The organism is Cohnella sp. AR92 (assembly GCF_003990975.1).
Taxonomy (GTDB): domain Bacteria; phylum Bacillota; class Bacilli; order Paenibacillales; family Paenibacillaceae; genus Cohnella.
On record NZ_RZJR01000017.1, the window covers coordinates 1 to 22,853 of the forward strand.

Here is a 22,853-nt window from a genome sequence, read left to right on the forward strand (position 1 = left end):
CTTTTCATAATCAACAAACACCTGCGATTTTTCTCCGGCATTAGCAAACTTTTTTCTCCATGCACGAATGCTGCTTACGGGAATGTCCAGCTCTTTAGAAACTTCAGCTGGTGTTTTACCGTTCTCTTGCATGTGTTTAATCGTTTGACGCTTAAACTCATCATCAAAATGCTGACGGATATCGCCCATGACACACCTCGACCTTTTTAGTGATTTTATTGTAGCAGGTCGCTGTTACAGCGTGTCTACTTTCTAGACTACATCCAGAAGGCGTGCCGTTATTGAACAAAGTTCAATAACTCAGTCAAAGAGGAGCGGGAAACGGGGGCGTTATTGAACAAAGTTCAATAACTCGGTCAAGAAGGAGGGGGAAACGGGGGCGTTATTGAACAAAGTTCAATAACTCACATATGTAGCGCACGGAGAGGGAGATAGTCGAAAAAATCGACTATCGGAGCGCCAAACGGGCTGCAGAGGAAGGAGATAGTCGAATAAATCGACTACCGGAGCGCCGAACGGGCTGTAGAGGAGGTAGATAGTCGAAAAAATCGACTATCGGAGCGCCAAACGGGCTGCAGAGGAAGGAGATAGTCGAAAAAATCGACTACCGGAGCGCCCAACGGGCTTAAGAGGAGGGAGATAGCGTCCCCAAACAAGAAAACCGTTCAAACGGGCCGCCTACCTGGGCGGGCTTCCGTCTGAACGGCTCGTAACTCTCTCATATTGCGCTCGAGTGCGCCAGTGCGGCGAAGTCCGTCACCCGGTTTTTGCCGGATTTCTTGGAGTGGTACATCGCTTCGTCCGCCATCTTCATCAGTTTCTCCGCCGACAACTCCTTCGAGCCGAGGCAATAGCCGACGCTCACGGTCACGATCGTCTCCTTCTCGATGCGAGCCCGGATGTTCTCCGCGAGCTTGGCCGCCGATAGCTTGGTAGTGTCGACGAACGCGACAAGCTCCTCGCCGCCGTAGCGGCCGGCTAGCCCGATCTGGTCGGTCTCCTCCATCATGATCTGCGCGGCCTGCTTCAGGACGATGTCCGCTTGATGGTGCCCCTGCGTGTCGTTCAGCTTCTTGAAGTTGTCGATGTCGCAGAAGATGGCGCCGACCGGCTTGCCCGAGCGGATCGCCCGTTCCATCTGGCCGGTGAAGAAACGCCGGTTGTACAAGTTCGTCAGGCCGTCCGTGATCGAAGAACGGTAGGCCGTGGAGAGCAATTCGACGACCCGCTCGAATAACAGCATAAAGAACAAGAGATAGTAAACAATTGGCAAAAGCGAGCGCATCGTCTCATAAAATGAAGTATCGCTCCCCTCGAAATGCCCGAGCAGCACGAACACCTGCAGGGCAAACGATACGGTGAGCGTCATCATGTACCTTCTCGGCTGCCCGATATGCGGAGCGAACATGAGCGCGAACAGCGGACTGAGCGCGAGCATGTAGCCGTCCAGCACCGGGGAGAACAGCTCCTGCTTTTCCCAGATGTGCTCGAAGCTCGACGATCCCGTGAAGATCGCGCTGACCGAGATCGCCAGGCAAATTCCGATCAAAGAATAGTACCATGCGCGTGTGCGGGGCCTGGTTTTGTGATACAGTTCAAATATGGAGAAGTTAAGCAGGATAAAGCTAAGCACATAAAGCGTGTCGCTCGCGAAGTTCATCACGGCGTTGCTCGGAACGATCTTGAGAGCCAGCCCCAATTCGAGCATCTGCTGCAGGAAGCACAGCCCGAGGGACAGAATGAGCTTGCGGTACGTTCCGCGCCGGTTATGTACGTAGAGCCGATAGGCCATAAAAAGCATCAAGCCGAGCAGGATAACGACGATCCCGGAAGTAAAGGAAGGAAGCTGTTCTAGTGTAATGGGCAGGTCCGTAGTGAGCTTCATAGAGCCTCCTCGATTCTTTACAGAAACATATGTTCTAATATATCATAATTAAGATATTCCTAGAAAGTAGGATAATAGGAGGAGTCGCCCATGAACGTATTGCAGGCGCTATTCTTCCCCCCGGAGCAACCTGGAGGCGTATCCTCCATGGTTCCTTACATTAGGGAACGATTCCGCAAGCTTGGCTGGGAGATGGAACTGTTCTCTCTGCCGAAACGCATTCGCAACAAAGGCCAGGACACGATTGAATTCGACACGTTCGATTGGCAGCCCTTTGCGGGCAACGCCATTGTCGATAAATATATTCAGACGCTCAAGGATTACATCTGGTGGACCAACCTCCGTCTCAAAGGCAATAAGTTCGACATCATCCACGCTCACCATCCGATCGCCGCTCTGGCGATGAAGCGGATTTTCCCGGATACGCCGGTCGTCATGACGATCCACTCGAGCTACGAACGGGAACTGATCCTCAATGGGAAAATCCAAGAGAACGGGCCGGAGCATCGTTTTCTTAGGTCGATCTACGGCGAGCTGGAGAGGAAAGTCGATCGTCTGTTGACCGTGTCGCATTCGTTCTCCCGTTATTTGTCTTCCTATTTACAGGTTCCGGAAGCGGTGGGAGTCATTCCGAACGGCTACGACGAGAGGCGCTTCAAGCCGATCGCCCACGAGAACGAAGTCACGCAGCTCGTGACGATCTGCCGGCTTGTTCCGGCGAAGGGCATCGACATTCTGCTTCGGGCATGCGCGGAGCTGCAGCGAAGCGGCCATAAGTTCGTGCTGCACATCATCGGAGACGGCCCGATCCGGGAAGAGCTGGAGACTCTCGCACAGCAATTGGGCATCTATGAGAATACGATTTTCTACGGGTATATGTTGCATCCGGAAGAGCTGATGCCTTTCTTCGACGTCTTCGTGCTGCCTTCCCGCGCGGAATCGTTCGGCTCCGTATTCGCGGAAGCCGCTCTCTGCTTGCTGTCTCTGGTCGGCACCGACGTCGGCGGCATTCCGGAGCAGATCGAGAACGGAGTGAACGGGCTGCTGGTTCCGCCGGAGAACCCGGCGGCGCTCGCGGAAGCCCTGGAGACTCTTATTCAGGATCCCCATTATCGGTATGAGCTGGCCAGAGCCGCATCGAACAAGGCGAAGAAGGCTTATTCCCTGAACCGCGTCATCTCGGAGCTCAAGAAGGTGTATCTCGATCTGGGCGCGAGCGAGCTGGCGGCGTCCGAAGAATGGGAGCAGGAAGAGCAAAGCAAGGAGGAAGAATAAGTGGCCGTTCCCTTCACCTTCTTGCACGCGGCGGATCTTCATCTGGATAGCCCCTTTCGAGGGCTATCCCGCGTGCCCAAGGCCGTCCGGGAGAGATTGAAGGAATCGACCTTCGCGTCGTTCGAGAAGCTTGTTGCTCTCGCAAGGCGGGAGAAGGTCGATTTTGTCGTGCTGTCCGGCGATCTCTATGACGCGGCGGATCGTTCGCTGAGAGCCCAGCTGAGAATGCAGAAGCTGCTGACCGAGCTGGCGGAGGACGGCATCCAGACGTTTATCGTGCACGGCAACCATGACCCGGAGAGCGGCTGGCAAGCGAAGCTGGACTGGCCGGAGCAGGTGGTCTTCTTCGGATCTCGCCGGGTAGAGCATCGTCCCGCCTATACGAGAAACGGCGAGGTCGCCGCTTATGTCTATGGAGTATCGTTCGCGGAGGCGGCGGTCAGGGAGAATCTCGCCGCCGGCTTCGAGCCGGTTCCGGGAGCCCCGTTCCACCTGGCGGTTCTTCATGCGAACGTCGACGGCGATTCGGCTCACGACAATTATGCTCCTTGCCGCCTTGGCGAGCTGTCGGTCAAAGGGTTCGATTACTGGGCGCTCGGCCATGTCCATCGCCGCCGAGTGCTGCGCGAATATCCTCACGTCGTTTACCCGGGCAACATTCAGGGCCGCAGCATCCGGGAGACCGGCCCCAAAGGGGCTTATATCGTCAGCGTGTCCGATTCCGGAGACGTTTCGTTGTCGTTCCGGGATACGGCGGATGTTCTATGGTCGGAGTATCCGGTGTCCATAGAAGGAATCGAGAGCGAGCAGGAGTTGAAGAACCGTCTGGAGCTTGCGATGAAGGACGCGGCGGAGGAAGCCGGAGAACGCCCGGTCGTGCTTCGGCTGCGCTTGGAAGGCTCGGGCAGCCTGCACGAGAGCCTCCAGAGCGGAACGATCGCCGGCGAGTGGCTGGAGAGCGTGCGCGAATGGCACGGAGCGCCGGAGGAGCAGGATCACTGGGTCTGGCTGGACAGCCTGGACATTCGGACAAGGCCGTTAAGGAGCGGAACCGACTCCTCCGATGGAGACGGTTTTCTCGCCGAATTGCTTCGGCAAGCTAGCGAAGCTGGGATGGACAAGCTGCGAAGCCGGCGATTGCTAGAGGAGGCGATCGCGCCGTCCCTTCGCCAGCCGCGGCTGAGGGAGTGGGCTGCGAGGCTGGACGAGGAGCGGAGAGCCCGGCTCATCGAGCAAGCTTCGGAGCTCGCTGCGTTATTGCTAAAGGAGCGAGAATAGAAGTCGGAAAATAATCGGGCGAAGACGGGAGGGAGCCGCACATGCGTATAAAAGAGCTGCAGATTGACGGCTTCGCCGCCTTGAACGGGGTGAACGTCCTGTTGGACGCTCCGGTCACCGTCGTCGTGGGGCCGAACGAAGCCGGCAAAAGCACGCTTCACCGCTTCATTCGAAGCATGCTGTACGGCTTCGCGAACCGCGGCCAGCCGGCGGAACGCGGCGAGCCCATCCACGGGGGGCGGCACGGAGGCCGTCTGCTGCTCACGGACGGCGTTCGGGATTATACCCTCGAACGGCATGGAGACGTGCCGACGCGCCGCGGCGGTCCGGTGGCCGTCCTTCGGGATGCGGACGGAGCCGAGAGGCCGGTCGGCCAGGCCGAGCTGGAACGGCTGTGGCTCGGAGGAGTATCGGAGAGAATGTTCCGTCAATTGTTCGCGGTTACGCTGGAGGAGCTTCACGAGCTGCGATCCTTGCAAGGCGAAGAGGTAGGCAACTATCTCTATCATTCGGGCATGGCCGGAGGGGCATCGCTGACTTCGGCGATCAAGTCGCTGACCGCCGAGATGGAGAAGCTATATAAGCCGAGAGGCGAGCAGCCGGAGCTGAATAAGCTGCTGGCCGAGTTGAAGGAAGCGGAGGCGGCCCTCAAGGCCAGCCGGAAGGGCGCAGGTCCTTACAACGAAGCGGTCATGGAGCTTCGGGCAGTGGAGAAGGAATTGCGCGCGGTTGAAGACGGACTGCCCGAGAGGCAGCGCCAAGCGGCCTTGGCACAAAGCGCCGCGAACGCCAGAGAAGAGTGGCTGCGGACCGAATCGCTGCGCCTGGAAGAGGAAGATCTGGCGTTGTCTCTGCCGGATCCGGGAGCGGAGCCGCTGCCGGAGCACGCCGAAGCCAAGTGGGAGTCGCTTCTGGCCAGGCGGACGGAGGATCGGGAACGGCTTGCCGCGGCCGAGCAGGAAAGAGAGGGCATCGCTGCCGCTCTGCGCGGATTGAGCTGGCAGGACGAGCTTGTGAGTCATCTTCCCGAGCTGGAAGCGTTGGAGGCCCGAAGGGAATCGGTAGCGGCTCGAAGGGACGAACGGGCGGAGCTGGCGGCCGACATTCGGCTGATGGACGAGAATATCGCGTCGATGCTCGGACGTTTGTCTTCCGAGTGGAAGGAGGCCGATCTGCAGGCGTTCGCCTCGCTTCCGGAGCGGGAGCGTTCCAGGCAGCTTCTGGCCGCGATGCAGGAAGCGGAGCGCAAGCTGGAGCAGACGCTGGACGAGCTTCGCCGTCTCGAGCGACAGCAGGCGATTCAAGAGGAAGAGGAACGGGAGCTTGAAGAGGCCGCGGGGAAGCGGCGACAGGGACAAGCATCCGAGGAGACTCTTCTTCCTGCGGCGAAGGAAGAATTGCTCGCCGCCTGGAATGAGCTGGAGGATGCGAGAAACGGTTGGGAACGCGCCTCCTGGGAGGAGAAGCTTGCTGCGGAAGCGATCGCATCGTGGGGGCATGGAGCGGGCAGTGACGCGGAGTCGGGGCAAGACGCAGGGAACGGCAGGAGCAATGACGCGGAGTCGGGGCATGGCATAGGCAACGGCAGGAGCAAAGACGCTGATTCTGTCTTAGGTACGGGGTTGTCCCGTTCGGGAGGCAGAGGCCGTTCGTCCGGCAAACGGTCGGCCGATGGGTTGCGCGGGCGCTTTGGACCGCGATGGCTAAGCGCCATTGCCGGCGCTTTCGCGGTTGCGGCGATAGCAGTGCCGATAGCTTCCGGGAAGCCTGCCGGCGAAGCGTTCGGCTATTATTTGCTGGGAGCGGGGTTGACCGCGTTCGCCGCGCTTAACGTTTGGCCGCAAGGCTCCGGTACTTCCGTCTCGCCGGGAAGTCCGACGGCGGGCGGTTCGGGCGAACCGGAACGGCAACGAAGGCTGGCGGAAGCCAGTCAGCGTCTGCGGGACTGCGAGCATCGATTGTCCGAAGCGGCGGCGAAGCTGATGGCTCGACCGGCTTCGGCCCGTTCAATCGTGGAAGACGTTAACTGGCAGCGCCTGCGGACGGCGGTTCAAGAACGTTTGGGGCGGTTCGAGCAGGAGGCCCGTGAGCGGGAGGCTTCGAGTGAGCGGGAACGCAAGAGGGCTGGAATAGCGAGAGAGCGCGAACGCTTGGAACAGGAGAAGGCCGAAGCCCAATTCCGATATGAGCGGAAGAGGGCGGGCTGGCTGGCTTGGCTGGACGAACGGAAGCTTGGCCAAGGGCTCCCTCCCGAGCTGCTGCCGGAGCTGTTCCAATTAGCGGAACAAGCGCTCCAGGCGTATCGGCAGCGCGCGCGAATGCAGGAGCGAGCCGCCCAATTGCTAGGCGGCGTATCGGCATTCGAGGCGTCGGCCGCCGAGCTGTTCGCGGCATGCCCGCCTCCTCCCGCGGCTAGCGGCGATCCGCTGCTCGCGGTGAAGCTTCTGCACGCGGAGGCGCTGCGCCAGCGGGAGATCGCGGCCGAGGCGAGCCGGTTGGACGAGCGGCTAAGGCGGGCGCTCGCGGCGAGCGAAGCGGCGCGCGAGGCGGCCGAAGCGTCGGAGGCGGCGATCCGCGCGGCATGGGAAGCCGCCGGAGACGCGGACGAAGCCGCCTATGAGCGGCGGCTTCGCGTGGACGAGCGGCGGCGCGCGATCCGGCGCGAACGCCGCGAGGCGGAGCTTCGGCTCGCCGCCGGCCGCGATGCGTCCGGCCTCGCCGAGCTGCAAGCAACGCTGGCGCGGGCCGACGAGGCCGCGCTGGCGGTGGAGCTCGCGCAGGCGCGGCAAGCTCTGCGCGAGCAAGAGCAGCGCCGCTCCGAGCTTCTGGAGCGGCGCGGGCGACTCCTGCAGCACTTGGAACGGCTGCGGGCGGAGGCGGAGACCGACGATCGCGTGCTGGCGATCGAGGAATGCAATGCCGAGATCGACCGGCTCGCCGAGAGGTACGCCGTGCTGGCGATCTGCGGCGAGCTCATTCGGCGCACGAAGACGGTATTCGAGGAGGACAAGCAGCCGCATGTTCTGCACAAGGCGTCGCGCTACTTCTCGATTCTGACGGCAGGGGCGTATGCGCGCATCATAGCTCCGGGGGATTCCCCCGTGCTGCTGGCCGAGACGAAAGACCGGCGGGCGGTCGACAGTTCCTTCTTGAGCAGGGGGACGAGAGAGCAGCTGTACCTCGCGCTCCGCTTCGCTTTGGCCGAGGCGACGTCGCCCGAGCAGGAGCTGCCACTGCTCCTGGACGACTTGTTCGTCCACTTCGACGAGACTCGTCTGCGCCATGCGGCGTCCGTCTTGGCGGAGGTAAGCGCCGAGAGACAGATCATTCTGTTCACCTGTCATGAGCGCACGGCCGAGATTATCGCCCGCGGAGTGCCGGATGCGGCGCTCGTCAGGATGAAGGAGTGGAAGGCGGCCTTGGCCGAAGCCGGTTATCCTTCCCCATAAGAAGAAGCCAGCCCAGGCTGAGCATGCCGAACATCGGATACAGGGTCGTCAGAAGAGTGCCGAACCCGAATTGGCCCGCCGCATAGCAGATAAGCAGCACCGCTAACGTCAGCCACATTTTGTCCACGCGGATTCTCTCCTGCATCTGCAGCGTAAGCCCGTAGATATCGGCCACGAGCGTGGTGAAGATCTCCAGGAAGATCAGGAGCACGAAGATCCAATGAATCCAAGGGCCGACCTCGCGCGCGATGCCGCCCATCGGGATGTCGTATTGGAGCACGCCCGGCATTCTGGAGGACAACGTGAGGTGCCCGGCCAGCAGCATGGCGCCGATGCCGATGCCTCCCAGCCAGGCTCCTCTGCGAAGAACGACCGGGTCGGAGATGGAATGCCCGAGCGGAACGAGAACGGCCTGCGCCATGGACAGGTTGAAAGCGGCGTAAAGCAAAGGCGACATCCAGGCCGCCCACGGGGAATGATCGGTCGTCAAAGTCAGCCATCGATCGGAGCTTGGGCCGTTTAAGGCATGAATGACGAGAGTCGTCGTAAAAATCAGCATGAGAGGAACGACGATCGAGTTGATGGTCAGAATCGCGGACATTCCTTTGCGCAGAAGGAAGAAGCAGGCGAACATCGTGACCAGAAGGCCGGTCTGATAGCCGAGGTTCAGATGCTCGGAGAAGACCGACCCGGCCCCGGCCAGCATGACCGAGTTCACTCCCATCATGATGATCAGCATGAGATGGCTGACCCATTGACCGGCTCGATCGCCGAACAGATGCTTGTTCATGTCTTCGTAGGACTTGGCTTTGATCTCGGCGGCGATCTGCATCATTTTGGAGCCGAGCCAGATAAACAGGACGGTCGATGCGAGAATCATCGGGGCGCCCCAATGGCCGAACCGGGTAAAAAATTGCATGACCTCGCGGCCGGTGGCGAAGCCCGCGCCGACGACCGTCCCGATAAATGTGAATGCGACCTGCAAGCTGAGCCCCCAACGCTTCATCCGAGGTACCTCCCATGCCACCCGAGTCCTTGTCCTTCTCTGATTCTATGAGCGAAAATGGACGGGCATGACAGAGAGGGGGCGGAGAGGGGGGGAGCGAGCTTGGGAACGCGCCGAACGAAGCCCTAATCCGACGAAATCGGGTTACATGCTCGCCGAATGCTCCGAACGAGGCTGCAACCCGACGAAATCGGGTTACAGGCCCGCAGGCGTCGCCGAACGCGCCGAACGAGGCTACTGCCCGCAACATTCGAGTTCCTTTTTCTATCTTTCAATCCTCGCATATTGGAGCTAACGCAAAATGGCCTTAACCAGCTCGTTGACGATCTTTTTCGCCACCTTATTCTTGATCATTCGCAAGCCGCGGCAATGGCATGAAGCGGTATTCGCCGTTCCCGCGGCGCTCCTTCTGCTTACGCTCGGGAACCTGGGCCTGGGGGACGCGTCGTACATCTGGCAGCTGATCTGGAACGCGACGCTCTCGCTTATCGGCATTATGGTTCTGACGGCGGTGCTCGACGACATCGGGTTCTTCCGCTGGGCGGCGCTTCATATCGTCCGGAGATTCCGCCATCGGCCGATGCTGCTGCTTCTTGGCTTCGCCGGACTGTCTTGCCTCGTCTCGACCTTCTTCAATAACGATGGAACGATCCTGATCATGACGCCGATCGTGCTGGAAGCGACCGCGCTGCTTGGCATGAGTCTCCGCGGACGATTGGCTTTCCTGCTCGCGGTCGGGCTGATGGCGGACACGGCTAGCGCGACGCTGCTCGTCAGCAATCTGACGAACATTCTGACCGCCGATTACTTCGGAATCTCCTTCGGGGACTATGCCCGCCATATGCTGTTCCCGGGCTTGACGGCGGCGCTGTCGACCATCGCCGTTCTGTTCGTTGCGTTCCGCAAGTCGCTGCGCAAGGAGCAGGGAAGCGAAGCGGTTACCGACGCTAACGCCTTCCCGGTGCCGATGAGCGCGATCGCGGACCGCTGGCTGTTCCGAATCTCTTGGCTTGTCCTTGCCTTGATCCTTGCCGGGTATTTAACCGCGAGCAGGCTTGGCATCCCGGTCTCGGTCATCGCTTGCGGAGGAGCGGCCATGCTCTGGATCGTCGCCGGCTTGCGCAGAGGCGTAGATTCCAAGCGCATCGCGCTGCGGACGCCGTGGCTAATCGTGGTATTCGCGTTCGCCATGAATCTGGTCGTCTACAGCCTCCATCTGCACGGGGCGACCGATTGGTTCCCGGAGCTGCTGGAGCCGTTGGCCGCGGAAGGGCCGGCCTCCGCCATCTTCGGAACGGGCATCCTCGTGTCGCTTCTGGCCGCGATCCTGAACAATCTTCCGGCGGTGCTGATTTCCTCTTTATCGATTACGCAAATTGGCGGAGAGGGTTTGCTGCCGTTCGCGGGCTTGTTGGGCTTAACGATAGGAGCGAAGCTGACGCCGATCGGTTCTCTGGCGACGCTGCTGTGGATCGGGCTGCTGAGAAGAGACGGGATTCAGGTCTCGTGGGGGCAATATATGAAGGTAGGCGCGGTACTTGCCGTTCCGGTTCTGCTGCTCTCGCTAGGGGCGCTTTGGTTGCAGACGAAGCTGGGCCTTGGTTAAAAGGATTTCCCTTGTTAAGGCAGGCCGATCAGCTTCACGGAGAGCGTCTCGCGTGTGTCGGGATCGAGATCGATCTTGTATTGGCCGCCCGACACTTCGAGCAGGAGAAGAAGAGCGTCCGGATCGAGCGGCAAGCCTAACGCATCCGCGGCTTCCTGGCCGCTCGCGCCGAGCCCGATTCCCTTCAGGCCGGACGATGCCGCGCTATCGGTCAGCTCGATGTACACCGCATAGCCATTGCCCGAGAAGCCGACGGTGACTCCGGCATAATCCTTCATGTGAATGACGGTTCCGCCATCCGGCAGATCATATTCCGCGCGAACGGCTCCGAGCCGCTTCTTCACGTCCGCTTCGGAAGCGCCAAGACGAATTCCGGCCAGCTGAGGATTCTCCGTATCCAGCTCGCTCTCGGGGATCGGCTTCGGCGCTTGTTCGCCGTCTGACGAAGGCTGCGAAGCTGCGGACGCCGAGGAAGACAAAGCTTCGGAATCGCCTTCCGACGGCCGGTTTTTCTTCGGGGCGTCAATAGCGGGCTGGGTTGGGGCAACGTTCTTGTCTTTATCTTCTTCTACAGGAGAAGGGGAAAGGAGCGGCGGAGAAAGAATTTCTTCCGAGGCAATGCCGTCAGGCTGCCGGGAGGCGGAAGGAGGAGCATCTGTCCCCATCGCCAGTTCCGTCTTAGGAGAATTGGCTGGCGAAGCGACCGGCACTTTCGCGTTGTCGCCGGAGGAATGGCTGCAGGCGCTCAGAAGCGCGGCTAACAGGCTTGCATGAAGGACGGCGGCCATCGCTTTGATCTTCCTGCTCATCTCGAAATTCCTCCCTTGTCGGTTGCCTCTATCTATGCCTCTATCTATGCCTCTATCTATGCCTCTATCTATGCCTCTATCTAGTATGACATTTATCACTCGACAAAAGTTTCGATTCTCTTGCGCAGAAGCAAAAAAAAGTTCTTTTGTACCAGAAGAACGGCGTTAGGATGAGTCGTTCGGCCACAGTCTGCAAATAAGGGTTACGAAAATATTTAAGAGCAAAAAAATAGCAGACGAATAGGAACTTTGTGCAAATAATTGTTGCAAACAAATACCAAGGGGTTATAATCTAATGAAAACCAAAGTGGCCTAAGCTTGCCATTCCTAGCTATCATGCCTTTGTTGATAAATGGGAATACCTAATTAAAGCTTGAAGGTTACGTTATACGGCTAAGAATGGACGGTGAGAGCGGAATGGACATCTTGAAGGAGCGTATTCTCCAAGAAGCAACGGTCATGAATGCGGGCGTGGTGAAGCTGGATTCGCTGCTCAACCACGGAGTCGACCCCGTGCTCACGATGGAGATGGGCAAGGAATTCGCCAGAAGGTTCGAGGGCAGAAAGATAACGAAAGTCATTACCGTGGAATCCTCCGGGATCCCGGTCGCTTTCGCCACGGCCTTTACGCTGGGCGTTCCCCTAGTCTTCGCCCGGCGCAAGAAGACTTTGCTGGGAGACGCCGACGCTTACGTGGAGCGCGTACCTTCGTTTACGAAGGGAATCGTCACGGATCTGATCGTCTCCAGGCACTTGCTGAACGCGGAAGATTCCGTGCTGTTCATCGACGATATTATCGCGAACGGGGATGCGGCCAGAGGGCTGCTTCGAATCGTCGAGCAAGCGGGAGCGACGGTCGCCGGAATCGGCATCGTGGTCGAGAAGTCGTTCCAAGCCGGCGGCAAAGCGCTAAGAGAGCTTGGACACCAAGTAGAGACTCTGGTCCGAATCTCTTCGCTCGAAGGAGAGACGATCACCTTCGAGTAAGCGCGATCGCTTTTTGGAAGCGAATCCCGTTTGCAAAATGGGCTCCAGCGGCTTTCCGATTCCGGGATCATCGATTATAATAAGGGAAAGTTGCAGAGGGGAGGCGAGCAGGATATGGGAGATAACCTCAATTTGTCGGCCGAATTTTTCTCGGAACAGCTGAACGATGCCAAGATCCATTTCGAGCGCGCGCTCGACTGCAAGCACACCGAGTTTGACGATCTGTATCCGTACATGATCGAGCATCCGCAATTTTTCTGGTATAAGAGATATGTAGCTTGGTCGGAGCTGCTGACTATAGTTAATGTATGCGACAAGCTCGGAATCTCCTGGGAGAACAGCTTCACGGAGCGTCAAGTCGAATACGTCCGAAGCCGGGTCATGTCCAGCAAGGTGCTGGATTGCTGGTACGAGACGAACGAATCGCGAGAGCATGTCGGTTGAGGATCCGCTAGACAATGCCATTGGGAATCCGCTTCAGCTCCTTCGACGGCGCTTGGGGCGGATTTTTCCATCCATAGGAGGGACAGGGAATGACGGAAGAACAATTGGACAAGTTCCGGATCGAAGGGTTACAGGTTCGAGTCGTGCGGGACGCGCTGCAGCAGAATGACGTCGTCGGCATCGTCGTCGCTTGGGATGACGAGAGCGTGCTGATTCGCAGGCGCAACAGGAGAGTCGTGAAGCTCAGCCGCGAGTATCTCATGCAGCCGGCTAGCGAGCCGAGACCGGAATTTAACCTCTAATGGCAAGCGGCCGTTAACTGAAAATTAGAACTTCCGATATCGGCTTGACTTGGCTGACGGGCGCGTGCTATTATAAATCTCGTTGCTGCTGCGGACAAGCCGATGGCGATGACGAGCGCAACGGTGCAATACTCATGCGGACGTGGCGGAATTGGCAGACGCGCTGGATTCAGGTTCCAGTGGGCTAACCCCCCGTGGAGGTTCGAGTCCTCTCGTCCGCACCATACACGTAATCACGAGAAGCCTTGATGTGAAAGGCTTCTTTTTTTATTGGCGGCAAGCCGGCATGATCCTGTTCAAGGATTGTTCAATCGAGCTTTCTTTAACATAATTTTAACTTAGAGGTAAGTTGCGTTCGACAGCTTTTTAACTCCAAAGGGATTATTATTTTGTTAGTGGATGAAAGTATGCTTCGCTTAGCGGGAGCGATGAGATGGCGATGAAAATAGTTCGTCAGGTGTTGAATGATCTGCAGCAGAAACGATTTGTCGGGCGGGAGAAAGAACTAGCCGTCATGCTGCAAGAACTGTGCGGGATCAATGACGATTGGTGTCTCCTACATATACACGGTCCGGGCGGCATCGGCAAAAGCGCTCTGCTCCGGGCTTTTCAACGAACAGCGCAAGAGCGGCTCATCTTATATGTGGATGGCCGTTCTTTTTTATATCCGACTCATTTTATCGAAGCCATTCGAATCCAATTGTCGGAGGCAGGATTCTCTCGCACAGATACGGCGGATGAGTCGCGAATAGGGGAAGCGGAAGCCGAACTCTTGAATGGAATAGCGGATCGGTGCAGAGGAATCGTTCTGCTGTTGGATAGCATGGATCGCTGGGGAACGGTTGAGCCATGGCTGCGGGAGAAGTGGCTGCCTTTGTTGACGGTGAGAGTCAAAGTGTGTACGGCGGGAAGATATCCATTGGACGAAGGCATGCTGTCTGCTACCGAATGGTGCGGAGTATATCGAAACATAAGACTGAATCCGTTCAATAGAAGAGAGATCGAACGGTATACGATCGCTTGCGGCATCGCCGACCCCGAAATGAGCTATTCGATCGAAAGTTTCTCAGGAGGGATTCCTCTAGCTCTGTCACTGGCGTGTGAAAAGGTGATCATGCACGGGGCGCGTTCGTTCCTGGAAGGGGGACAAACCCAAGCCATTATCGCCTCGATGGATCGCGCCTTGTTCCAAGACGGAAAGATGCCTACTCCGTTTAAACGGTTGCTTTCTGCCGCTTCGCTGCTGTGGAGATTCGATCAAGACATGCTGCAGTGGATTCTAGGCGAGGATGTCCCTGCGGATACGTTCAACGATTTCTGCAATCTTCCCTATGTCAAGCGGTTCCAGCAAGGCGGTTACGGTATCCTGAATGCCGTTCGCAAGTGGACGAATGCCGAGATGGAGCAACGTTCGCCTGAAACTCATGCGAGATACAAGCAGCGGGCTATTGGCGCAATTGAACGCCGATGGATGAATACGGCACCGGGCAATGAGGAACGCAAGCAGAAGCTTCGGCTTGAGAAGGTATTTCTTCTGTCCGATGACTTTATGAAGGGCTTTTACTTCTCCGGAGACAGGCCGAACTTTGAGATTCGGGCTGCGAGCCAAGAGCACTTGTCTATTCTAGCCGAGCTCTTTCATCCCTATTATCTTAGCTTTCCCCCATTCATGTCAGACGACACCGAACAAATTGCCCTTATCGACGATTTATGGGAAGCGGAGCCTTCTTCCTTTCGAGTCGTTTACTGCGAAGACAAGGTTGCCGGAGTGTTTACCTTTGTGCCGATCCATGAGAAGACGCGGCCCTTATTTGCGGAGAATTGCGTCTACTCCGCTTATATCAAGGAAACTCCGCCGGACGACAAAGACTATCTGGTTTGGATCCTTGGCGTTCAGCGCGAGTACGAACCGGAGTTCAGTTCCGCCACGGTACAGGACCTTCTAGCGCGTCAAATAACGGGCAAGCGGGTAACGGTCCTGACCCCCCTCGAAGGGCCAGTCGAGTCGATCTGCCGACTAGGATTCGAGCGCATATCGTGGGCGGATTACAAATCGCCCGGAGGACTTCTGTGGAAGGCAGCGCGGATCGATCTGAGAAGAGACGATTACTTCTATCGGATTCCTAATGTCGATTCGAACGAACAGAGCACTATTCTTCCGGAAGCTCGCGTTCAACTGGTTAAGCAAATGTTGGAACGTTACCATGGTTTGAACCGAGAGTCGTCTCTTCTTGAGACGGTAGGCCGTCTGATTCACGGACGGCACGACCAATCGAATGAAGCGTTGTCGGCCCACATCGGGAACCGGATCGCGAAGATTCTCAAAGAATGGACAGATGGCAAAAGTCAGGAACAAATGCAGGAGCGGATCTTGCGGCTATTTTACATCGAACGAATCGGCTCCCACGAGAATGTCGCATCTCGCTTAGGGCTTCCCATGTCGACCTATTACCGGTATTTGAAGAAAGCGTTCAGCCGGTTGGCGGAGGAGTTATTTCCTTTCTCCAGCCTGCCATTTGTTTGACAAAGAAGGGAACCCGGTCATCGTCCCGATGGCCGAGGTTCCCTTCTTCGCGTTAAGAGCGAATTGAGAGTGAAATGGTAGTGAAACTGAGAGTGAATGTTATTTATTATGCAATAGATCATTCCAATTGGGAGGAAACGATAAATGAGACGAAGATTAAGACTGATTCTGCTAGCGTTAGTTTTAGCAACAGTCGGGGTGTCCGGCGCCTATGCTGCCGATAGTACCGATACCGCAGAAACTTGGGACGTATCCGTCGGTTTGATGATGAACCACGACACCGAGATGTTCTCCATGCAACCGGGCACTATTTATATTCATGAAGGCGATACGGTTGTCTTCACGAATAAGGATGTGCTCGCCCCGCATATCGTCACTTTTCTAGCGGGAAATCCGCGTCCGGAGGATGAGATCCCCGTCACTCCGAGCGGTTCGAAGTGGGATGGTACCACCATTCTCAATTCCGAGGAAATGAATCCGGGAGGTACTTTCTCTGTTATCTTCACGAAGAGCGGCGCCTTCTCGTTTTACTGTGATATTCATCCCTCGATGACAGGAGTTGTCGTCGTTGTCCCCAAAGGCCAGCCAATCCCGAACAAAGTAGAACAGGCAGCGCATGAGAAGGCATATCTCAATGAAATCATGAAGCTGACGGAAGAAAGGATTGCCTATTACACTACCCCGCAATACACCAAAGATGCCAAAGGGGCTCTGACCTACAAAGTGAATGCGTCCCTATCGAACTCGCAGGTGATGGTAAATGCCTTCCTGCCGGGCGAGCTTTACATTAACGCCGGGGACACCGTCGAGTGGACGAATTTGGGCGGGGAAGCTCACCTGGCCGTCATTAATATGCCGAAGGGCACGCCGTTCTTTACAGAGAATGGCTTGAATGAAGCGGTTGCTAAGCCTTCGAACCCGATCTATGACGGCAAGGGCATGGCCACAACCGGTATAATTGGACCTGAACTATATGGTCTTAAGACGAGCGGCAGCATTACGTTCACTGCTCCGGGAACGTATACGGTGGACGATAATCTCTGGGGCTTCAGCGGCAAAATCGTCGTCGCTCCCAAAGGCGCCACGAAGCTGGTCGTGAATGGCAAAGCCGTTGTCGTAGATACCGTAGTCAAGAATGGCCATGTCTTCGTTCCGCTCAGAGGACTCGGGAATGCTCTTGGAATCAAATTTGCCGTAGACGGCAAAAAGCAGGTTACGATCAACGGCAAGAAGCTCGTCGCCGGCAGCGATGCCGCTCCGTATTTCAAGAACGGAACCGCTTATGTTGCGGCCGACTCGGTCGCCCAACTCTTGGGCCATTCTTATAGTTGGGACCAAACGGCCAAAACCTTCACGATTACAACCAAATAGACTTACGGTCCATACGGGGGGAGGCGGAGTGTCGCCTCCCTCTTTATCCTGGAGGGACTTCGATGATAAGGTTGGAAGAACTGAAGGTTTGGTCGGCCCGATTGCTGATCGCGTCGGCGGGATTGTTAGTCGCAACGGTCGTGATCGGCTTGAAGCTGCCTGCATTATGGGGGGCGGCCGAGGCGGAATCTGCCGAGAACCCGGCTCCGGTCAGGCAAATTCATCTGTATGCGACCGATGGCAGGATGCTATTGCCGAACGGGAAGGACGAAGTCTATATCTGGGGTTATAGCTTGAAGAACGAGCCTGGCTCGGCGGAGTTCCCCTCCCCAACCATTACCGTGAACGAGGGAGATGTCGTAGAGGTTACGTTAACGAACATCGGACCGAAGCTGGAAGGGGCGAAGAAGGTCGCGCATACGATCCATTTCCACGGGTTGGACACCGATCAAGAGAACGATGGAGTTCCTCATACCTCGCATGCGATCTTAGTTGGAGAAAGCTTTACCTATCGTTTCGTAGCTGCGCACGCGGGAACTTATTTCTATCATTGCCACGTCGATACGATCGAGCATATGCAGATGGGAATGCACGGGGCGTTCATCGTCAAAGCGAAAGGCGGGCTCCCGGAAGCCTGGACGGGCGGACCGAGATATGACAAAGCGTATTTGCTTCAGTTGAACGAGATCGACCCGGTTTGGCATCAAGCGGTGGAAGATGGAGCTGCCTATGACCGAACCGATTACCACCCGAGGTATTGGACGATCAACGGCAAGTCGTTTCCCGATACGGAGAACGACCCTGCGAGCATGATCGAAGGGCGGGTAGGCGATACGATTCTCGTCCGGCTGCTTAACTCGGGTTACGAATCGCACAACATCCACTTTCACGGGCAGCATGTCCAAATTATCGCCACCGACGGCAGGCCGCTGCCGAGCCCGATCGAGAAGGATACGATCCAGATCGGGCCCGGCGAACGATACGATATTCTGATGAAGCTCTATCAAGTAGGCGATTATCCGATCCATAGCCACAACATTACGGACAATACGAACAACGGTGAGTACCCCGGCGGGATGCATACGATGATGAAGGTGCTGCCGGCGTTGAGCGATGTTTCCATTAAGCTCACGGCAGGGAAGCAAGAAGCCTGGGTGAATGGAAGACGCCAGGAATGGGCGAATGCTCCGCTCATTCAGAACGGACAGCTGTACGTCCCCCTTCGGCCGCTGCTGGAGGCTGCGCAAATGAAGATGAGCGTCGAAGCAGGTACCGGCGCTGTTGTCCTTACGATGAAAGCAAATGAGTTGAAGCTAATGGCTGGGCAGAAGCAAGCCGTATACAATGGCAATTCCGTGAACCTGTCCGCGCCGCCGATTGCCATGAAAGGATCGGTTCTTATTCCGATGCGGATGGCGATATCTTATATGGGCGCGAAGCTTGATAAGGGTTCTTCCGGAGAGTGGACGGTCACGCTGCCGATGCTGAAGCCATCTCCGTCCACTGTCGCCGACCCGGAGATGGCAGCCGTTGGGACCGAACCGGCAGCGTCATCTTCTCCATCGCATGAAGGCCACGGCGAATCGGATGCGCCGAGCGAAACGACAGGGGGGAGCGGCGCGACCGTTAAGGGGGAGGCGGTCACCGTCAACATTGACTCTTCGACCTTCTCTGTTAAAGAGTTGACGATTAAGGCGGGAACGACGGTGACTTGGGTCAATCAAGACGATGTCGCTCATACGGTCACGGATCTGAACGATCATTTCGACAGCAAAACCATCTTGGCTTCCGGCAGCTGGAGCTTCGCGTTTAACGAAATCGGATCCTACACCTATTATTGCGCCGTTCACCCGTCGATGCAGGGAAGCGTCACTGTCGAATAGCATAAGGATGCCTGCCTCCGGAGCTCTTCTTCTGAATGCACGGACAATTATAAACGAATTTCACGAGTCAATAGGCAATCGAACATACCGTTTCGATCTCCCGGCCATACCTTAAACCTAGGAATGGGGGAACATCCTCCCCTGAATTCCTTGCCTTCAATATCGCCGCATTCGACAAAGCCTGAGTCGCAGCCGTGCTCACGCAGACATTCTTTCTCTTCCGTTGCAGACGTCGCGAACAATCCGATCTTTGACGGACAGGTGGTGATAGGTATGGGATACCCAGTTGGAGGAGTTGGCGTTGGTAGCTGCGCTGGCTACGGCGGTTTGGGAACGGCAGCGTTCGCGCTGGTTCTGTTCATTCTCCTGGTCATCATTCTTCGCGCGGGCTTCGCGATCTATTAAGATCGGCGCTGCCTGAACCCAAAGCTGCCTTCATGGCGAGAAGCTGCCGTCTGTTTATCGGACGGCAGCTTCTTTATTTTTTAGCCTTTTCCGTCAGAAAAAAGGATGGGGATGCGGGTTCAATCGATCGACGGTTAACGAACGGTCCGAGTAGCCGAGCTCCATCGGGATCCGGAATAACCGCTCCAAGCCAACTCTGCGCCGGAACGAATGGCCGAACGTCATCGGGAGCATCCCGGGAATGATCGTCTTGACGACGAACAGCCCTTCGTCCGTCAGCTCCGGGGCCGTCTGATCGACCGCGACGACATCCAATCCAAGCTCGCGGAAGACGCCTAGAAGCCGCTCCAAATCCTCCGTCAAATCGGCGCTTCGGACAACCGGTTCGAATTCCTCATCGAATCTCCGCGGCTTCCGGGACGAATCCAGCAGGAACGCAAGCCGATCTTCCGCTTGGGGGAGGCTGTAGAGCAAAGGGTGGTCTTCCATCTGAACGACTCGCTCAGGGTCCGTCAACATCGGTTCGATGTCCTCCCGGTCTTGCTCAAGCCTGGCGCTTAGGAATCGAATATGGCCGGCCGCTTCGAGTACGGCGGATTTGGCGGCTCTTACCGGGTCCAGATCGGCCCCGGCCGCGCAGATCAGGTTGGCTCCCGACTGCTTCGCGTTCTTCAGAATCGCGATCAGGCTCGGAATTCGGTTCTCCAAGGTCGAGTTGTAAAGCAGAACTTCGTAACCTTCTAACTCGCGCAGGCGGTTAATCATGTGAGACAGCTCGCGATCGCGGGCGGAGTCCGGATCGAGCCGCGGCAGGGGGAGACGGGCATGCCAGGCCATGAGGAAGGAATCGCGTTCCGTAACTTCTAGGATTCCATGCAAAATGGCTTCTTCCAGGCTTCCCCCCAAGGCGCAGCCGTTGGAGCCTTCGGACACGAATCGAGTCGCGTCGCTGGGGTTGTAATAAGCGAGCGATTCCGGTACCAGTACCGGGGCATTACGCACGAGGGAATATCCCCATACCCAATTCAAAACGAGGTCGTCATCGAAAGGCACAAATTCGAAATCGGGGGAATCGTAACGATCTTTATCGTACAACCCTACGGACCTGGGATCGAGCGCCCGATCGGCCAGCTCGCGGTAGCTTCCGGTGACGGAGATCCGTTTGGCTCGTGCCGTCATGCCGCAATACCGTTCCAGCCCTTCCAGAACAGCGGTAAAGCCGCATCGCAAGTAAGAATGGCCGCGCCCTCCCGAGTGTTCGGCGCCGAGCGGGGTATGCTGAGTAACGCCGACCATGGCGAATGGCGGCTCCTCCTCCGTCCACATCTCCCGCAGCAGTCCCGTGCGCTTGTCTACATAACGCTTGATCAACGCCTCGCCGACCGAGCGGGTGAGCTTGCGGGCGCGATTCGATTCGGCGTCTTCTTTAGGACTTGGCTTCAGCTCGATTCGAGCCGCTTCGGAGGTATCGGGCGGCGTACGGCCGCAATAAGGACAGAGGGGATTCGGCAGAAAAGGATGAAGCGAGCACTCCAGCGACTTGAGATCGAGAACGTAGATTCCGTTGACGGTGCGCGTTGAACCTCCGTTCAGCACGGACAAAGCTTCTCTCGCGACGATTAAGCTCATCTGGACGACGGCGCGGTCCGATATTCCGGGATCCCGCGGAACGAAGCCTTGCGTGACAAGGCTCATCAACGGTTCCAGATTGCCGCGGAAGTCATGTCCTCCGATAAGCCGCCTGGCATTGGCGCATTCGGAGCATCCCGGCTTCTTAGGGTCTACGAACGGCCCGATGATGCCCTCGTCGAAGGAGACATAAGCGCCGAGCCAAGACGAACCCGCATTCCGCAGCCGTCGTTCAACGGCTTCCGCCTCATCGGGATTCCAATCGTCGCGAAGCGCCAGAATCAGCTCCGCTTCAACCGGAACGCCAGCTTCCAAGCCGACTAGACGGGTTAGGGGGCCGTGTTCTTCCAGAAGATCGGCTACGCGATCCGCCAACTGTCCTTCTCCTACGATCGCAATCCTGCTCATTCCGAGACCTCCTCCATCAGCAGGCCGAGCACCCCCGCGAAACGTTCCTTCAGGAAGGGTTCGGCGGCCAAGTCGTAAATCGACAGCCGATGTCCGTTCGCTCTCATCGTATTCAAGGAATGCTCCCACAGCCGGAAGGAATTCATCTCCTCCGTCGGCGGAATGGGAAGCGGAGGAGCGCCATCAAGAGCCTCCACGATTCGAAACCCGCGTTCCGACGCCGCTGCAGGACCCGACAGGCGCCTATCCTCGCGCAAGAGGGCTTGTCGAATCGCCGAACGCAGAGCCAGCGTCCGATTCGGACCGGCGCCGCCGTACCAGCGGCCCCCGGCTTGAACCCACATGGTCGGGAATCCGATGCATTCTTCTCCTGCCGCGACAAGGGGAGAAGCCCCCTCCTCGATGGCGAGCGCTTGCAGGCCATATCGGCAGAAGACGTCCTCGATCGTTCCGATTGTTCTGACTCGAAGCTCTGCTAGTGTTCCGATGCCGGCTAGACCGGCGTACCGCTCCAAGCCATGGCGCAGCGCCCGGTTCAACGCTTCCGGCATGCTGAAGCCGGCGCCGACCCAGAGCCCGTGCGCCGTCCCCGCCAAACGGCTCGCGTAAGCTTCGATCCCGGCAAGGCCGGCTTCCAAGCGGGCCTCCCGATGCGTAAGCCCCGCGCCTATCGCCTCCGGCAGAAGGGAAGCGCCGTCGGTTGACCGAGGATCCGCCGCTTGAGCCCGGCATTGAGCGAGGGGAAGCTGCTTTAAATCTCCCTCTTCCCAGAAGTGCAGGATGCCGGCAACGGGAGAGGTCAACTGGCTGAGCACCGCCAAGCCGTCGCGCTCGTCAGGCTTACCGGATTCACCGGGTTCGACGGTTCCCGGCAGGCAGTCCTCTCGCTCGAACCGCCGCGGGGAGGGCAGCCGGTCCGGGGATAACGGATGAGGCAGAAAGGAATGGAAGGCGCCTTCGACCGTCCTCAGATCGAGCAGGTAGATTCGGTCTCCGAGCAGGGACGAGCCGGGCTGAGAACGTTCTTTGGCCCATTCCGTAATGGCTAGATTAGCTAGCATGGCGACAGAAACGGGATCGATGCGGGCCGGCTCGCCGTCTCCTAATGCGGATGGACGCAGGCGTCTCCAAGCTGCATCCCAGCTCCGCTCGGAATCCGGGCCGGAGAGCGGGCCGGCCACGCCTTTGCCCCGCGCGATGACGGCGGGAAGCAGCGGCTTGCGCGCTTGTCGGCAAGCCTTCTCCAGGGCGCGGAGCTCGCTCCCGTGCTCCTCCCCGGAGCCGAACAGCACCCAATCGGCTTCCTCTATAAAAGGACCCCAAGCGGCATAAGTATCTCCTGGAGATGAGACGATCCCGACGCTCTTAACCTCGATCCCATCTCCCAATCCTCGCAGCTCCTTTTCCAATGCCGCCAGAAGCGGTCCCGATCCGACAACGAGAACGGACAACCCACCCGTCTCCGAATCGGCCCCCTCGCATTCGCTTGCTCCCATGGCGCAGTCCTCCTTCCTCGCCGGCTTCACGGCTGGAACGCCGGCCGGCTAACGGATACTTCCTTTTATGATCGGAGGTCTTCGTTTATGCGGGGA

General features: G+C 57.7%; 17 protein-coding genes and 1 tRNA gene. 12 read left to right on the forward strand and 6 right to left on the reverse strand.

The window, feature by feature from the left end; all coding sequences use genetic code 11:
• Positions 1 to 189: transposase (locus ELR57_RS23670; RefSeq protein WP_148125561.1), on the reverse strand; the 189-nt coding region annotated here is incomplete at its 3' end.
• A 529-nt stretch (positions 190 to 718) separates the two neighbouring features.
• Entirely contained in the window at positions 719 to 1,885 is a 1,167-nt protein-coding gene (locus tag ELR57_RS23675) for a GGDEF domain-containing protein (RefSeq protein WP_126961663.1), read from the reverse strand.
• 90 nt (positions 1,886 to 1,975) lie between these two features.
• Here ELR57_RS23675 and ELR57_RS23680 point away from each other — a divergent pair, with 90 nt between their 5' ends.
• From ELR57_RS23680 to ELR57_RS23690, 3 genes are read left to right on the forward strand one after another with little or no spacing between them, the layout of a single operon-like run.
• Positions 1,976 to 3,160 carry a glycosyltransferase family 4 protein gene (locus ELR57_RS23680; RefSeq protein ID WP_126961665.1) on the forward strand — a complete coding sequence of 395 codons (1,185 nt, stop codon included), beginning with the start codon at positions 1,976 to 1,978 and terminating at the stop codon, positions 3,158 to 3,160.
• Positions 3,161 to 4,438, forward strand: a complete 1,278-nt coding sequence (locus tag ELR57_RS23685; protein WP_126961667.1) for a metallophosphoesterase family protein — start codon at positions 3,161 to 3,163, stop codon at positions 4,436 to 4,438. It begins immediately after the preceding gene.
• Positions 4,439 to 4,479: 41 nt separating this feature from the next.
• Complete coding sequence (locus tag ELR57_RS23690) at positions 4,480 to 7,887, forward strand: AAA family ATPase (RefSeq protein WP_126961669.1); 3,408 nt, start codon at positions 4,480 to 4,482, stop codon at positions 7,885 to 7,887.
• Here ELR57_RS23690 and ELR57_RS23695 read toward each other — a convergent pair.
• Entirely contained in the window at positions 7,832 to 8,893 is a 1,062-nt protein-coding gene (locus ELR57_RS23695) for a YkvI family membrane protein (protein ID WP_126961671.1), read from the reverse strand. The two genes, ELR57_RS23690 and ELR57_RS23695, sit on opposite strands and share 56 nt — an antisense overlap.
• Before the next feature lie 301 nt (positions 8,894 to 9,194).
• On the opposite strand from ELR57_RS23695, the gene ELR57_RS23700 reads away from it, so the two are divergent.
• A complete protein-coding gene (locus ELR57_RS23700; RefSeq protein ID WP_126961673.1) occupies positions 9,195 to 10,499 on the forward strand; it encodes an ArsB/NhaD family transporter in 1,305 nt (434 codons plus the stop codon).
• 14 nt (positions 10,500 to 10,513) lie between these two features.
• Here ELR57_RS23700 and ELR57_RS23705 read toward each other — a convergent pair whose 3' ends face one another.
• On the reverse strand, positions 10,514 to 11,308 hold the full coding sequence (locus ELR57_RS23705; protein ID WP_126961675.1) for a hypothetical protein: 795 nt from the start codon (positions 11,306 to 11,308) through the stop codon (positions 10,514 to 10,516).
• A 417-nt stretch (positions 11,309 to 11,725) separates the two neighbouring features.
• Here ELR57_RS23705 and ELR57_RS23710 point away from each other — a divergent pair, with 417 nt between their 5' ends.
• The 8 genes from ELR57_RS23710 (at position 11,726) to ELR57_RS23745 (ending at position 19,224) form a co-directional block, all read left to right on the forward strand.
• Positions 11,726 to 12,295, forward strand: a complete 570-nt coding sequence (locus ELR57_RS23710; protein ID WP_126961677.1) for a xanthine phosphoribosyltransferase — start codon at positions 11,726 to 11,728, stop codon at positions 12,293 to 12,295.
• A 114-nt stretch (positions 12,296 to 12,409) separates the two neighbouring features.
• Positions 12,410 to 12,739, forward strand: coding sequence for a hypothetical protein (locus ELR57_RS23715; RefSeq protein ID WP_126961679.1), 330 nt, complete (start codon positions 12,410 to 12,412; stop codon positions 12,737 to 12,739).
• Between the two features lie 89 nt (positions 12,740 to 12,828).
• Positions 12,829 to 13,041: a hypothetical protein gene (locus tag ELR57_RS23720; protein ID WP_126961681.1), complete on the forward strand. Its 213-nt coding sequence runs from the start codon at positions 12,829 to 12,831 to the stop codon at positions 13,039 to 13,041.
• Between the two features lie 136 nt (positions 13,042 to 13,177).
• Positions 13,178 to 13,265, forward strand: a tRNA-Leu gene (locus ELR57_RS23725).
• 209 nt (positions 13,266 to 13,474) lie between these two features.
• Complete coding sequence (locus tag ELR57_RS23730; RefSeq protein WP_126961683.1) at positions 13,475 to 15,565, forward strand: ATP-binding protein; 2,091 nt, start codon at positions 13,475 to 13,477, stop codon at positions 15,563 to 15,565.
• Between the two features lie 144 nt (positions 15,566 to 15,709).
• A complete protein-coding gene (locus tag ELR57_RS23735; RefSeq protein ID WP_126961685.1) occupies positions 15,710 to 16,936 on the forward strand; it encodes a stalk domain-containing protein in 1,227 nt (408 codons plus the stop codon).
• A 62-nt stretch (positions 16,937 to 16,998) separates the two neighbouring features.
• The gene (locus ELR57_RS23740) at positions 16,999 to 18,819 is read left to right on the forward strand and encodes a multicopper oxidase domain-containing protein (protein WP_126961687.1); all 1,821 of its coding nucleotides are present in this window, start codon (positions 16,999 to 17,001) and stop codon (positions 18,817 to 18,819) included.
• Between the two features lie 273 nt (positions 18,820 to 19,092).
• Positions 19,093 to 19,224: a sporulation protein YjcZ gene (locus tag ELR57_RS23745; RefSeq protein ID WP_126961689.1), complete on the forward strand. Its 132-nt coding sequence runs from the start codon at positions 19,093 to 19,095 to the stop codon at positions 19,222 to 19,224.
• A 93-nt stretch (positions 19,225 to 19,317) separates the two neighbouring features.
• Here the strand turns inward: ELR57_RS23745 and ELR57_RS23750 are convergent, their stop codons facing one another.
• Together ELR57_RS23750 and ELR57_RS23755 are read right to left on the reverse strand one after the other, a co-directional pair.
• Entirely contained in the window at positions 19,318 to 21,261 is a 1,944-nt protein-coding gene (locus ELR57_RS23750) for a TOMM precursor leader peptide-binding protein (protein ID WP_126961691.1), read from the reverse strand.
• The gene (locus tag ELR57_RS23755; protein WP_126961693.1) at positions 21,258 to 22,757 is read right to left on the reverse strand and encodes a hypothetical protein; all 1,500 of its coding nucleotides are present in this window, start codon (positions 22,755 to 22,757) and stop codon (positions 21,258 to 21,260) included. The genes ELR57_RS23750 and ELR57_RS23755 overlap by 4 nt, the downstream gene beginning before the upstream one ends.
• Between the last annotated feature and the right edge of the window lie 96 nt (positions 22,758 to 22,853).